A 13040-nucleotide genomic window follows, 5' to 3' on the forward strand; every position below is an offset into this window, starting at 1 on the left:
GGCCGCGGACAGCTCACCGATTGGATGCACCATGTTCAGTACACTCGCCGTCGCCGCGGCACCCTGCGCCGTCGTCGCCTGGGGAGGCGGCCCCTGGTTCGGCTGGTGGTGGTTCCTGATCCCGCTGTTCTGGATCGGGATCTTCTTCCTGATCTTCGGTCTCGCCGGTCGCCGCTGGCGCCGTGCCGCCGCCGCGCGCGGAGGCTACGGCTGGGGCCAGACGTCCGGCACCCGCGCCGCCGAGCAGACGCTCGCCGAGCGCTACGCCAACGGCGACATCGACGAGAAGGAGTACCGCGCCCGGCTCGAGGTGCTGCGCGCGAACCGCGGCGACCACGGCTGACCGCAGGTCGCGGCGGAGCGCGGCCCGGATATGATCGTCCGGGCCGCGCTCGTCGGCCCCCGGAAGGACCAGGATGACCCCGCTCGCGATCGCCGTCGCCGCCGTGCTCCTCACGGCGGCCGTCGTGTTCGCTGTGCTCTGGCTCGTGGAGCGCGCCCGCCGTCAGCGCGTCCAGGAGGCCCGCGAAGAGCGTGAGTGGGACCGGATCGACCGCGAGCTCGAAGTCGCCGAGCAGGCCGGCCGGTTCCGCATCATCGGCGAACTGGGCGATGTCGCCGTCGCTTCGGTGTCGCGCGTGGTGTCACAGGCCGAGGGGATGCGTTACGCGGCCAGCTCCGACCCGGAGGCGGCGACGCGCTCGGCCGCAGCGCTCGAGACGACGGCACGCGATGCTCTCGCCGATCTGCGCCGGCTCCAGAACGCCGCCGCCGAAGGCGAGCGCGATTCCGCGCCGGCGCCCAGCCTCCACTCGGCCGGCGACCTGTTCCGGGTGATGCGGGAGGCGGGGCTGGAGGTGACTTCCACCGAGACGGGGGAGCGGTACGACCTGCGCCAGGGCGCCGAGCTCGTCGTGTTCCGGATCCTGCAGACGAGCCTCGGCAATGCACTGGACCACGGTGGCCCTGGAACCCGCGCGACGGTGGGGTTCGCGTGGACGGCCGATGGCCTCCACGTCACGGTCGAAGACGACGGGATCCGCGCCGCCGCCCGTCGCGCAGGGCTCGATCGCGACGGTGTCGACAAGGCGACCGCCTACAGCGCCGAGGACGACCTGCGTGCCGTCACCGAGTTCGTCGAGGGTCCCGATCTCAACGAGTTGCGCGACCGCGTCGCGTTGTACGGCGGCGTGCTAAACGCCAGGAGCGTTCCAGGAGTCGGCTTCTCGCTGTCGGTGGTGTTCCCCGCGCTCCGCCATCACAACGGCGTCCACGGGGTGCCGTTGCGCTGACGACCGGCGTCTGCCGCCGGGCTAGTCCTCGAGGTGGTCGCGGCCCGGCAGCCAGCTGAGACCCGGGACTCCCCAGGAGTTCTTGCGCTGCGCCTTGAGCGCCTGCTTGCCGTACGGGTGACCCAGCCTGTCGATGTAGAGCACTCCGTCGAGGTGGTCGTACTCGTGCTGGAAGATCCGCGCGAGCCATCCGTCGGCGCGCACGGTGAACGGCGTGCCCTCCAGATCGACGGCCTCCAGGATCACCCGTGCAGCGCGGCGGAGCGGGAAACGCTCGCCCGGGAACGACAGGCAGCCTTCCGACTCGGCGTCCTCGTCGGGCTCGCCGACCTCCAGCGGGCTGAGCCAGAGGACCGGGTTGATCGCGACCCCGCGGTGCTCGACGTCGTCGTCGTCCGTCCACCCGTAGACGAAGAGCCGCAGCGGCACGCCGACCTGCGGACCGGCGAGACCGACACCGGGAGCTTCGTCCATCGTCTCGAACATGTCGTCGACGAGCGTTCGCAGCTCGTCGTCGAACTCCGTGACCTCCGCGGCGCGGGTGTGCAGGACGGGTTCTCCGGTGATCCGGATCGGAAGGACGGCCATTCGGCAAGACTATCGGGATCATGTTCGGTAGGGTCGTGGCGTGGGTACGGAACTGATGGATGCGCTCGAGCTGGCCTATCAGCCCAGTCAGCTCCTGGGCATCCCGGTCGCACTCGTCGGTGCGGTGTTCCTGTCGATCGGCGCACAGCTGCAGCATCACGGCGTCGCCAAGGTCGAAGCGCAGACCCAGGACGCGAAGGGCGGACTGAACCCGCGCCAGCTCGGACTCCTGCTCGCGCGGCCCTCCTGGGTCATCGGCACGCTGCTGCTCGGTCTCGCCATCGTGTTCCAGCTCGTGAGCCTCAAGCTGTCGCCGATCATCCTGGTGCAGCCGCTCGGCGTCGTGGGACTCGTGATCACCAGCGTGCTCAACGCGCGGGTGAGCGGCGTCAAGCTCAACCGGCAGTCGGTGATCGCCGTCTGCCTGTGCGTCGGCGGGGTCGGCGCGTTCGTGGTGATCGCGGCCATCTTCGCGCGCGACGAACCGGTGACGACCCGCGCGCTCGTCGTCATCCTGATCATCCTCGCCGTGGTGCTCATCATCTTCGGGCTGACGTTCTGGTTCCTCCGCCACAAGTTCAAGGCGATCATCTACATCGTCGGCGCCGGCGTGCTCTACGGTTTCGTCGCCACGCTCGCCAAGGTCGTCATCGACCGGATCTCCAACCAGGAGTGGGACTGGCTGCTCGTGCTGTGCATCGTGGCGCTGCTCGCCGCGGCCGGGCTCGGCGCCTACTTCGTCCAGAACGCGTACTCGTCCGGGCCTCCCGACCTCGTCATCGCCGGCCTCACCGTGATCGACCCGCTCGTCGCGGTGACCATCGGCATCGTGGTCCTCAACGAGGCGGCGGGCGCCCCGTGGTGGGCGATGGTGGGCTTCGCCCTCACCGGCGCCGTGGCCATCCTCGGCGTCTTCCAGCTCGCGAAACACCACCCGCAGTCGCACACCGACGCGCCGGTCGCCGAGCGGCTTGCGGACTCCGTCCGGGAATCCGGCCTAGACTAGGCCGATGAATCGCCGGTCCGACCAGTCCGGCGCACTCAGACCGTCGCCGGGGCGATCATCCCGGCCAACGACCGTGAGGGACTCACCACGTGCCTGATACGAGCGGAACGCACAACATCCCGCCCGCCCCGGCCGAGCACAGGCCGATGACCATCCTCATGGGCTGCGACACCTTCCCGCCCGACGTGAACGGAGCGGCCCGGTTCGCCGAGCGCCTCGCCGCGGGCCTCGTCGAGCGTGGCCACGACATGCACATCGTCGCGCCCTCCGCCAGCCGCCGGCACGGCACCTGGATCGAGGAGCACGAAGGCCAGAAGATGACCGCGCACCGGCTGCGTAGCTGGCGCTGGTACCCGCACGATTGGCTGCGGTTCGCCCTCCCGTGGATGAGCAAGGCGAACGCACGCCGCGTGCTCGACGAGGTGAAGCCCGATGTCGTGCACTTCCAGTCGCACATCGTCGTGGGCCGCGGCCTCGCGTACGAAGCGCACAAGCGTGGCATCCGCATCATCGCGACCAACCACGTCATGCCCGAGAACATCATCGAGTTCACGCGCCTGCCGAAGTTCCTGCACCACACCTTCGTGTCGCTCGCGTGGAGGGACGCCCGCAAGAGCTTCGACCGCGCCGAGGCGATCACGACCCCGACCCGGCGGGCGGCGGAGTTCCTCGAATCCGCCACCGGTCTGCGCAACGTGCACGCGATCTCCTGCGGCATCGACGCGCACAACTACACCCCCGACTTCTCCCCGCGAACGGGCAACCGCATCCTGTTCGTCGGCCGGATCACCGGCGAGAAGCAGATCGACGTGCTCCTGAACGCCGTCAAGCTGCTGCCGAAGGAGCTGGACGCGAAGCTCGACATCGTCGGCGGCGGCGACCAGTTCAAGAACCTCCAGAACCTGGCGGAGACCCTCGGCATCGCCGACCGGGTGAACTTCCTGGGGTATGTGACCGACGAGGAGCTGCGCGAGGCCTACACCCGCGCGACCGTCTTCGCGATGCCGTCGATCGCCGAGCTGCAGTCGATCGCGACGATGGAGGCCATGGCCTCCGCCCTGCCCGTGGTCGCGGCCGATGCCATGGCTCTGCCGCACCTGGTGCACGACGGCGAGAACGGCTACCTGTTCCGCCCCGGCGACGCGCAGGACCTGGCCAACAAGCTCGAGAGCGTCCTGACCCTCCCTCAGGACGAGCTCGACGTGCTCAAGAACGCGTCACTGCACATCGTCGCGACGCACGACATCCAGACCACGATCAGCACCTTCGAGAGCCTGTATCGTGGAGAGCCGGTGGCCGACCCGGAGACGGCGGCGGCCCCCGGCGTGCCGACCCCGGAGTGATCCGGGGAGAGCGCACGGGGCGATAGCTCAGCCGGTTAGAGCTGCGGACTCATAATCCGTTGGTCGCGGGTTCAAGTCCCGCTCGCCCTACCACGACCTCCGCGCGGGTCAGGAGGCTGCCCGCTCCGCGATCGGACGCCTCCGCAGCCCCGGATCGGCGACCTCCGGCCCGCGGTAGACCATGTCCATCGCCCCGATGCTCTCGCCAGGGGCGACGATCGTGTCGATGCGGTCGAGCACCTCGTCGGAGAGTGCGACCTCGACGCCGGCGAGGGTGTCCTCCAACTGCTCCATCGTGCGCGGCCCCGCGATGGCGGAGGTCACACCCGGGTGCGCGATCACGAACGCCATGGCGAGGTGGGTGAGCGGAATGCCGACCTCCTCGGAGAGCGCGAGCAGTTCCTCCACCGCGGCGAGACGCCGCTCGTCGCGGAAGTGGCGCATGCCGGTCCGGGTCGAGCGGAAGTTGTCGTTGGCGCCTCCGGCCCGGTAGCGCCGGTGAGCGTGCCGCCGGCGAGCGGGCTGTAGACCAGCGTCCCCATCCCGTAGCGCTGGGTGACGGGGAGGATCTCGCGCTCGATCTCGCGGTCGAGCAGAGAGTAGTTGGGCTGTTCGGTGCGGAACCGTTCGAAGCCGCGCCGCTCGGACATCCACTGGGCTTCGACGATCTCGGACCCGCGCATGGACGACGACCCGATCGCACGGACCTTGCCCTGGCGCACCAGGTCGGTCAGTGCCGAGAGGGTCTCGTCGATGTCGGTCGCCGGGTCGGGGCGGTGCAGCTGGTAGAGGTCGATGTGGTCGGTCCGCAGCCTCCGGAGCGACCGCTCGACCGCCTGCATGATCCAGCGGCGGGAGGCCCCGCGGTGATTCACGTCATCGTCGACCGGACCCCAGAACTTGGTCGCGAGCACGACGTCGTCACGGCGACCCGCGAGCGCCTCGCCGACGACCTCCTCCGAATCGCCGTAGCGGTCGGCGGTGTCGACGAAGTTGATACCGGCGTCGAGCGCGCGGTGGATGATGCGGATGCCCTCCTGCCGGTCGGGGTTGCCCAGCGAGCCGAGCATCATCGCGCCGAGCGCGTAGGGAGTCACCTGGATGCCGGTGCGGCCGAGAGTGCGATACTGCATGTCTTCTCTCTACACCGGGAGCGATCGGAAGGCCACGGCACCGTCTCGCCGCGAGCGCAAGGCCTGTCTTCTCGCGCGCGGCGGCGTACCGTGGCCCGGCATGAACACAACCGGATGGATCGTTCTGATCGTCGTCATCGTGGTGGTCGTCGTCGCGATCATCATCATCGCCTCCACCGTGGGGCGTCGCCGCAAGCAGGAGGCCGACCGGCGCCGCGCCGGAGAACTCAGGGAGGCAGCCGCACGCGACGAGCTGGCCGCACGCGAGCGGGAGGCGAACTCCGCCCGCGCCGCTGCCGACGCCAAGCAGGCCGAAGTCGACGCCGAGCGACTGCGGCGGGAGGCCGACGAGCGGGAGCGGGCAGCGGCAGAGGCCCGCGCCGAGCAGGAGAAGAAGCTCCAGCACGCCGACAGCGTCGACCCGGACGTGCAGACGGACCGGCACGGCAACCGTGTGGAGACCGGCGGAGCCGCCGCGGAGGCGGCGCCGACCGACCGCGCCGCCCGCGAGGAGGACCTCCCGCCCCGCCGTGCCGACGCGCCCACGCATACCGCGCCGCGCATCGACGGGATCACAGGCGAGGAGCGCCGGCCGGAGGATCGCCAGGTCTAACGGACAGCGCCGGGCGACCAGCGTCGCCCGGCGCTCACCCGCCGGGTCGCTCAGCCCTCACTCGCTCAACGACGGCAGCCGCGTCTCCCGGAGCCAGGCGTCGAAGAACGCGTCGAGCGGCTCGTCCGAGAACCCGGCCGCGAACGCTTCGAAGTCGCGCGACGACGCCGTTCCGAAACGGCGTGCGGCGGACCAGCCGCGCAACAGGTCGAAGAACGTCTCGTCGCCCAGGCGGCGGCGCAGGGCGTGCAGGAGGCACGCGCCGCGCTTGTAGACCCGGTCGTCGAACATGCTGTCGACACCGGGGTCGCCCAGCACGAGGTCTTTGGGCTTGAGACGCAGCCCCGCGTGGTGGGTGCGCGCCAGCGTGTTCGCCGACGGGCCTCCGGAGCACTCGGACCAGATCCATTCGGCGTAGCAGGCGAAGCCCTCGTTGAGCCAGATGTCGCTCCAGGAGGCCACGCCGACGCTGTTGCCGAACCACTGGTGGGCGAGCTCGTGGGCGATCAGCCGCTCGGAGCCTCCTCGGCCGTCGACGTGCGAGGAGCCGAACGTCGCCATGCCCTGCGACTCCAGGGGGATCTCCAGCGGGTCCTCGGTGACGACGACGGTGTACGACGGGAACGGGTACGGGCCGAAGCGCTCCTGGAAGCACTCGATCATGCGGCCGACGGGGGCGAAGTCTGCCAGCACCCGACGGGCGAGAGCCGGCGGGTAGGCGATCACCCACTCGACACCGTCGGTGCGGCGGGGCTCGAGCACATAGCGGCCGATGTGCACGGCGGCGAGGTAGCTGGCCGTCGGCTCGGTGCGCTCGAACGTCCAGGTCCCGCGACCTCCACTCACGGTGTGCTGCGCGAGCTCGCCGGTGGCCAGCACCGTGTACGGCTGCTCGGTCGTGATCGTGATGCGGTACGCCGCCTTGTCGGACGGCCGGTCGTTGCAGGGGAACCAGGTCGGCGCGCCCGACGGCTGCGACGCGACGATGACGCCGTCGCTCAGCTCCTCCCATCCCAGGGTTCCCCACCGCGTACGGCGGGGGATGGGGGAGCCGTCGTAGGCGATCTCGACCGTGAATTCGTCCCCCGCCGCGATCGGTCTGGCGGCCTTCACCCGCACGTGCGTGGGGGACTGCGTGAATCGGGTGCGCTTGTCCCCGTCGAGCCGGACGCGCTTGGCGCGCAGGTGCACCAGGTCGAGGGAGATGGCCGCGAGCGGGACGTTGGCGCGTCCCCGGATCACGGCGGTGGCGTCGAGCCGGTTGGTCGTGACCTTGTAGCTCAGATCGAGGTCGTACGAGAGCACGGAGAAGTCGTCGGTGCCGGAGCGCGGGAGGTACGAGTGGGACGCGGTGGGAGCGGCGTCAGCGCTGGTGGGAGCCGTGGTCATCGCACTGCACGGTACTCTCGCACGGTCACGTCACGCCACGGCCCGATCGGGTTGCCGCTCCACCGGCTGCGCTCGGGAACGGTCTCGCCGCGCATCACGAGGGAGGCGGGTCCGACGGTCGCGTTGGAACCGATCGCCGCCGCCGGCAGGATGACGCTGTGCGGCCCCAGCGTGCCTCCGCGCTCGATGATCACCTCGTCCATACTCATGATTCGATCATGGAACAGGTGGGTCTGCACGACGCAGCCCCGGTTGACGGTGGAGGCATCGCCCAGTTCGACCAGATCGGCCTCCGGGAGCCAGTAGCTGTCGATCCACACACCGCTGCCGATGCGGGCGCCCAGGCTCCGCAGCCACCAGACCAGCGCGGGGGTCCCGGCCGCCGACCAGGCGAACCACGGCGCCGCGACCATCTCGGTGAACGTGTCGGAGACCTCGCTGCGCCAGATGAACGACGACCAGAGGGGATGCTCGCCGGGCTTCAGCCTCCCGAGCAGCACCCATTTGGCGGCAGTGCTCACGACCGCGGCGACCGCCCCGGCGACCAGGAGCACAGGACCGCTGAGGACGATCCCCCAGACGATGCCGAGGCTCTCCGTGAGCGCACCCAGCGTGAGCAGCACCGCGAGGCCGATCGCGCAGGTGACGAACACCGGGACGATGCGCAGCAGCTCCCACGCCGTGCGCGCGACGCGGAGGGCCGTCGGCGGCTCGAACGTCCGCGAGAGATCGGCGTCCTGGGCCCGCCGGCGCAGCTTGACCGGCGGCGAGCCGAGCCACGACGACCCGGCCTTCGCCTTGCGCGGCGCGACGGAGAGCACGGCGACCAGGCCGTCCCGCGGAACCCGGTTGCCGCCGCCGGCCATGCCGGAGTTGCCGAGGAAGGCGCGCGTGCCGATCTCGGCCTCCGCCACCCGCACATAGCCTCCACCGAGCTCGTAGGAGGCCACGAGAGTGTCGTCGGCCAGGAACGCGCCGTCGCGGATCTTCGTCATCGCCGGCAGCAGCAGCACCGTGGAGGCCTCCACATCACGGCCGACGCGCGCGCCCAGCATCCGCAACCAGACCGGGGTGAACAGGCTCGAATACAGCGGGAAGAGCAGCGTGCGCGCCGTATCGAGCAGGCGCTCGGTCGACCAGACCTGCCAGCCGATCCTGCTGCGCACCGGGTACACGCCTTCGTCGAGCCCGAGACCGAGCAGCCGGACCAGGACCACGACCAGACCGGCGAGGACCACGCCGGAGGCGAGCGTGGCCGGCACGACCGCCGCGAGCGCGCCGGGGACGGCGTCGGCCAGGCTGGCAGCCCCGCGGGTGAATGCCGCCACCACGAGACCGCCCACCGCGAGCGAGATCACCGGGACGAGCGAGACCACGAGGGAGGCGACGGCGTACGCCGCGACCCACCTGGTGCGCCGCTGCGGTCGCTCGGCCGGCCACCACTCGCGCGCCTTGCCCACCCGGACGGCGGGGGAGCCGGCCCAGTTCTGCCCGGCAGGCACCCGGCCGAACACCGCGGACCCCGGAGCGACCGTCGCATCGCGGCCGATCTTGGCGCCCGGCATCAGCGAGCTGCGCGTGCCGACCGAGCTGCCGGCGCCGATCCGGATCTCGCCGATGCGCACGAGGTCGCCGTCGATCCAATAGCCGGCCAGGTCGACCTCCGGCTCGACGGAGGCGCCTGCTCCGATCCGCAGCATCCCCGTCACCGGAGGCAGAGCGTGCAGGTCGACCCCGCGGTCGACGGTCGCGCCGAGCGCGCGAGCGTAGTAGCTGATCCACGGCGCCCCGGCGAGGCTGGCCGCGCCGATCTGGTGCGCGACCTGCTCGGCGAGCCACAGCCGCAGGTGCACGCCGCCGCCGCGCGGATAGTCGCCCGCCGTGACGCCGAGCAGCAGCAGGCGCGCGGCGACCACCGCGATCGCCATCCGTCCCCACGGCGTGACGAAGACGACGAGCCCGACGACGAGCCAGACCAGGTTCACCTCCGGCAGGAGCCCGAAGCCGCCGAACGGCCGGAGGACGGCGGCCGCCGTCAGCAGGTAGAGCAGCCAGCGGATGCCGTTGAGGATGAACAGCGGGACGCCGAGCAGGGTCTGCAGCACCTGCATGCGCAGGGGAGTCGGCGGCACGACGTGGGTGGAGGCGGCCGACGCCGACGGCGAGCTCTCGGCGAGCGCCGCTGCGAGCGAGCCGAAGCGGGGATGGGCGTAGATGTCGGCGACCGTGATGTCCGGGTGTCGTCTGCGCACCAACGAGACGAGCTGCGCGGCGGCCAGCGAGCCTCCGCCGAGGTCGAAGAAGTTGTCGTCGAGGCCGCTCACCGGCAGGCCCAGCACGCTCCGCCAGTCGCCGGCGAGCGCCTCGGAGACCGGGTCGAGGTCGGGGGCGTCGTCGTCGGCCTCCTCGAGCGGCCACGGCAATGCCGCCCTGTCGACCTTCCCGGAGGTCCGGACGGGGAGGTCGTCCACCACGGCCAGCAACGGCACCAAAGCGGCGGGCAGCTCGGCGCGCAGCTCCTCGAGGGCGATACGGCGGTCGAAGATTGCGCGGTCAGGAACGGCGAGGTAGCCGACCAGCACGTCGTTTCCCGCGGCGCTGCGCCGCACTGCCGCGGCAGCGCCGGAGACGCCGGGCAGCTGCTGCAGGGCGGCCTCCACCTCGCCGAGCTCGATGCGGCGGCCGCCCACCTTCACCTGGTCGTCGGCGCGGCCCAGGTAGAACAGGCCGGCCGGGTCGAAGCGCACCAGGTCGCCGCTGCGGTACGCGCGCTCCCAGCCGAGCGAGGGGAGCGGCGCGTACTTCTCGGCGTCCTTCGCCGGGTCGAGGTAGCGGGCGAGCCCGACGCCTCCGATGATCAGCTCGCCGCTCTCGCCGTCGGCCACGGGGGAGCCGTCAGGTCCCACCACCGCCAGGTCCCAGCCGTCGAGCGGCAGCCCGATGCGCACGGGCTCGCCCGCGGTCAGGAGGCTCGCGCAGGCGACGACGGTCGCTTCGGTGGGGCCGTAGGTGTTCCAGACCTCCCTGCCCTCCACCGCCAACCGGTTCACGAGCTCGGGCGGGCAGGCCTCCCCGCCGAAGATGAGCAGCCGGACGGTGTCGAGCGCGTCCGTCGGCCAGAGCGCGGCGAGCGTCGGGACGGTCGACACGACGGTGATGCGGCGGGCCGCGAGCCAGGGGCCGAGGTCCATGCCGGTTCGCACGAGCGACCGCGGAGCGGGCACCAGGCACGCGCCGTGGCCCCAGGCGAGCCACATCTCCTCGCAGGAGGCGTCGAACGCGACGGACAGCCCGGCCAGCACCCGGTCGCCGGGCCCGATGGGTTCGCTCTGCAGGAACAGTCGCGCCTCGGCGTCGACGAACGCGGCCGCCGAGCGGTGGCGCACCGCGACGCCCTTGGGGGTCCCCGTCGAACCGGAGGTGAAGATGATCCAGGCGTCGTCCTCCGGTGTCGGCGGCTCGATGAGCGGGAGGCCGGAGGTGCTCGGGTGTGGCTCGCCGGCCTGCACGGCGCCGACGCGCACAGCGTCGACCGTGATCGCATCGGCGGAGGCGGTGGGCACATAGCCGTCGTCGGTGATCACCCCGCGCACGTCGGCCTCGCCGAAGACCAGGTCTGCGCGCTCCTGCGGGTCGTCGGCGTCGACGGGCACATAGGCGGCGCCGGCGGCGAGCACCCCGAGGATCGCGAGGTAGAGCTCGCGGCTTCCCGACGCCATCCGCACGCCGATCCGGTCGCCCCTGCGCACTCCGGCCTCGTGCAGCCGCGCCGCGGTCACGACGACGCGGGCCAGGAGCTCCCGGTAGCTGAGCGCGCCCCTGGCGTCCTCGATCGCCGAGCCCTGCGGGTTCCGTGCGGCCTGCTCACGGAGGATGTCGATCAGGGTTCGCGGCGCAGGCGCGGCGGCCAGGGCGGAGAGGATCGCCGGCCGCGCGGAGGTGTCTGTCACGGCCGCAACCGTAGGAGCGGCTGGTTACCGGCCGGTGAACAGCGCGTCGTCGGGCGTCACGTCCTACCCTTCGCCGAGCGCATGGAGGAGCTGCGCCTTGTTCATCCGCGAGTAGCCCTGGATGCCTTGCGACTTGGCCCGGTCGCGCAGGTCGCGGAACGTCGGGATACCGGTGCTCGCAGCGGGCACGGAGGCGGCGGTGCGCGCCCTCTCCCGGGCGGTCTGCGCCTTCTCCTTGGCGTCCTTCGCCGCATGCTCGGCCGTCTTGCGAGCGCGCTGAGCGGCCTTCTTGGCGTCCTTCGCGGCCTGCTCCAGCGCCGCAGCCAGTTCGTCCGCCTCTTTGCGGGTCTTCTTGTCGAGCTTCTTGACCAGGCGCTGGGCCTCGTCGACCGCGGCCCGCGCGGCGATCAGCGCCTTCTCGGCGTCCTTCTCTGCCTTCTTCTTCGCCACCTGCTCCTCCTTCGTCCCGCACGTGCAGCCAACGATACGTCCGGAGGTGCCCGCTGCGCGCTACCGATCTTCGATCGGGTGGAGGTGGCGGAGCAGTGCGTCCAGAATGGGCCGCTGTCCTTTCGCCAGCTTCGTGCGCGCGTCCTCGATCGGGTACCAGCCGGCGGCGTCCACCTCGGGGAACTCCTTCATCGTCCCCGAGCGCGGCGGCCACTCCAGCTCGAACGTGTTGCTGGCCAGTTCGATCGGCCCGAAGTCCGTTTCTGCGGCGAACACGACGAACGTCTTCGACGAGGCGCGGAACTCGCCCAGCCCGATGTAGTCGGCCATGGGGGAGGGCGTGCCCATCTCCTCGGCGAACTCGCGCCGGGCCGCCGCGAGCTCGTCGGTGTCGTCCGCCTCCACGAGTCCCTTGGGCAGCGTCCACGCGCCTTCCTCCTTGCGCGCCCAGAACGGGCCTCCCATGTGCGCGATCCACACCTCGCGGCCGTTCCCGGTGTCGCGGTGCAGGAGCACCGCCGCGCTGCGCTGCGGCATCAGGCCGACTTCTTCTCGAGCAGCGCCTTGAGCTCGGCGACCTGGGCCGACAGCTCGCGGATCTGACCGCGGGTCGCCGACCGGGTGTCGATCTCGGTCTGGGCGACCCGGTCGACGATCCAGGAGGCGAGGGTCGCGGTCACAATGCCGAGCGTCGCGATCCCTCCGATCATGAGGCCGACCGCCACCAGCCGACCGACGTCGGTGACCGGCGTGTAGTCGCCGTAGCCGACCGTCGAGATCGTTTCGAAGGCCCACCAGACCGCTTGGGGGAACGTCTCGATGTGCGAGTGCGGGACGCCGCGCTCCGCGTCGAGCGCAGCGAGCGCCGCCGTGAAGACCAGGAGGCTGCCCGCGCCGGCGACGTACACGAGCACCCGGCCGCGGAACGCCGTGCCCGCGCTGCGCTGGAGGATCGCCAGGATCGTCACCAGGCGCAGCAGACGAAGCGGCCGCAGCATGGGCAGCACGACGATCGCGAGGTCGAACAGATGGGTGTAGAACCAGCGCCACCGGTGCGGGGCCAGCGCGAGGCAGACGGCGTAGTCGAGCAGGAACACGCACCAGGTCACCCAGATGATGGTCTCGGCGACGATGAGCTGGGTGCCGTGGAGGTTGGCGATGACCTCCCAGGCGTAGGCGACGAGGAACACCGCTGCAGCGGCGGTGAGCGGCCACTCGGTGAGGTGGCGCCAACGTTCGAGTGTCATTGCAACACATTAGGACCGACACACGGCGT

13 protein-coding genes and 1 tRNA gene are annotated in these 13040 nt (G+C 71.2%); 6 read left to right on the forward strand and 8 right to left on the reverse strand.

Annotated elements, in window-relative coordinates:
• Positions 1-31: 31 nt before the first annotated feature.
• Complete coding sequence (locus tag ASF88_RS08110; protein ID WP_055916212.1) at positions 32-343, forward strand: SHOCT domain-containing protein; 312 nt, start codon at positions 32-34, stop codon at positions 341-343.
• 73 nt (positions 344-416) lie between these two features.
• Positions 417-1292, forward strand: coding sequence for a sensor histidine kinase (locus ASF88_RS08115; RefSeq protein ID WP_055916214.1), 876 nt, complete (start codon positions 417-419; stop codon positions 1290-1292).
• A 21-nt stretch (positions 1293-1313) separates the two neighbouring features.
• Here the strand turns inward: ASF88_RS08115 and def are convergent, their stop codons facing one another.
• A complete protein-coding gene (def, locus tag ASF88_RS08120) occupies positions 1314-1880 on the reverse strand; it encodes a peptide deformylase (RefSeq protein WP_055916216.1) in 567 nt (188 codons plus the stop codon).
• Positions 1881-1920: 40 nt separating this feature from the next.
• Between def and ASF88_RS08125 the strand changes: the two genes are divergently transcribed.
• The 3 genes from ASF88_RS08125 (at position 1921) to ASF88_RS08135 (ending at position 4322) form a co-directional block, all read left to right on the forward strand.
• Positions 1921-2886 carry a DMT family transporter gene (locus ASF88_RS08125; RefSeq protein ID WP_055916218.1) on the forward strand — a complete coding sequence of 322 codons (966 nt, stop codon included), beginning with the start codon at positions 1921-1923 and terminating at the stop codon, positions 2884-2886.
• A gap of 89 nt (positions 2887-2975) precedes the next feature.
• Positions 2976-4229: a glycosyltransferase gene (locus tag ASF88_RS08130; RefSeq protein ID WP_055916220.1), complete on the forward strand. Its 1254-nt coding sequence runs from the start codon at positions 2976-2978 to the stop codon at positions 4227-4229.
• 16 nt (positions 4230-4245) lie between these two features.
• A tRNA-Ile gene (locus ASF88_RS08135) sits at positions 4246-4322 on the forward strand.
• Positions 4323-4337: 15 nt separating this feature from the next.
• Here ASF88_RS08135 and ASF88_RS21105 read toward each other — a convergent pair.
• Entirely contained in the window at positions 4338-4673 is a 336-nt protein-coding gene (locus tag ASF88_RS21105; RefSeq protein ID WP_327063232.1) for an aldo/keto reductase, read from the reverse strand.
• Positions 4568-5362: an aldo/keto reductase gene (locus ASF88_RS08140; RefSeq protein ID WP_327063233.1), complete on the reverse strand. Its 795-nt coding sequence runs from the start codon at positions 5360-5362 to the stop codon at positions 4568-4570. The genes ASF88_RS21105 and ASF88_RS08140 overlap by 106 nt, the downstream gene beginning before the upstream one ends.
• Positions 5363-5462: 100 nt before the next feature.
• Here ASF88_RS08140 and ASF88_RS08145 point away from each other — a divergent pair, with 100 nt between their 5' ends.
• A complete protein-coding gene (locus ASF88_RS08145; RefSeq protein WP_082518804.1) occupies positions 5463-5975 on the forward strand; it encodes a hypothetical protein in 513 nt (170 codons plus the stop codon).
• A 57-nt stretch (positions 5976-6032) separates the two neighbouring features.
• Here ASF88_RS08145 and ASF88_RS08150 read toward each other — a convergent pair whose 3' ends face one another.
• The 5 genes from ASF88_RS08150 to ASF88_RS08170 all read right to left on the reverse strand — a co-directional run bounded on the left by ASF88_RS08150 (position 6033) and on the right by ASF88_RS08170 (position 13011).
• A complete protein-coding gene (locus tag ASF88_RS08150) occupies positions 6033-7364 on the reverse strand; it encodes a M1 family metallopeptidase (protein WP_055916221.1) in 1332 nt (443 codons plus the stop codon).
• Positions 7361-11314 (reverse strand): Pls/PosA family non-ribosomal peptide synthetase, encoded by a 3954-nt coding sequence (locus ASF88_RS08155; RefSeq protein WP_055916223.1) that lies wholly within the window; start codon positions 11312-11314, stop codon positions 7361-7363. The genes ASF88_RS08150 and ASF88_RS08155 overlap by 4 nt, the downstream gene beginning before the upstream one ends.
• 63 nt (positions 11315-11377) lie before the next feature.
• Entirely contained in the window at positions 11378-11764 is a 387-nt protein-coding gene (locus tag ASF88_RS08160; RefSeq protein ID WP_055916225.1) for a hypothetical protein, read from the reverse strand.
• Positions 11765-11824: 60 nt separating this feature from the next.
• On the reverse strand, positions 11825-12301 hold the full coding sequence (locus ASF88_RS08165; RefSeq protein ID WP_055916227.1) for an NUDIX domain-containing protein: 477 nt from the start codon (positions 12299-12301) through the stop codon (positions 11825-11827).
• A complete protein-coding gene (locus tag ASF88_RS08170; protein ID WP_055916229.1) occupies positions 12301-13011 on the reverse strand; it encodes a potassium channel family protein in 711 nt (236 codons plus the stop codon). Before ASF88_RS08170 ends, ASF88_RS08165 begins: the two co-directional genes overlap by 1 nt.
• Positions 13012-13040 lie beyond the last annotated feature (29 nt).

The sequence above is a fragment of the Leifsonia sp. Leaf336 genome (assembly GCF_001423695.1).
GTDB lineage: Bacteria > Actinomycetota > Actinomycetes > Actinomycetales > Microbacteriaceae > Leifsonia.

Coding starts and splice junctions, on each gene's coding strand:
- ASF88_RS21105 (WP_327063232.1), bottom strand. CDS start 4,673: ATGCGCCACTTCCGCGACGAGCGGCGTCTCGCCGCGGTGGAGGAACTG.
- ASF88_RS08110 (WP_055916212.1), top strand. CDS start 32: ATGTTCAGTACACTCGCCGTCGCCGCGGCACCCTGCGCCGTCGTCGCC.
- def (WP_055916216.1), bottom strand. CDS start 1,880: ATGGCCGTCCTTCCGATCCGGATCACCGGAGAACCCGTCCTGCACACC.
- ASF88_RS08170 (WP_055916229.1), bottom strand. CDS start 13,011: ATGACACTCGAACGTTGGCGCCACCTCACCGAGTGGCCGCTCACCGCC.
- ASF88_RS08140 (WP_327063233.1), bottom strand. CDS start 5,362: ATGCAGTATCGCACTCTCGGCCGCACCGGCATCCAGGTGACTCCCTAC.
- ASF88_RS08150 (WP_055916221.1), bottom strand. CDS start 7,364: ATGACCACGGCTCCCACCAGCGCTGACGCCGCTCCCACCGCGTCCCAC.
- ASF88_RS08165 (WP_055916227.1), bottom strand. CDS start 12,301: ATGCCGCAGCGCAGCGCGGCGGTGCTCCTGCACCGCGACACCGGGAAC.
- ASF88_RS08115 (WP_055916214.1), top strand. CDS start 417: ATGACCCCGCTCGCGATCGCCGTCGCCGCCGTGCTCCTCACGGCGGCC.
- ASF88_RS08145 (WP_082518804.1), top strand. CDS start 5,463: ATGAACACAACCGGATGGATCGTTCTGATCGTCGTCATCGTGGTGGTC.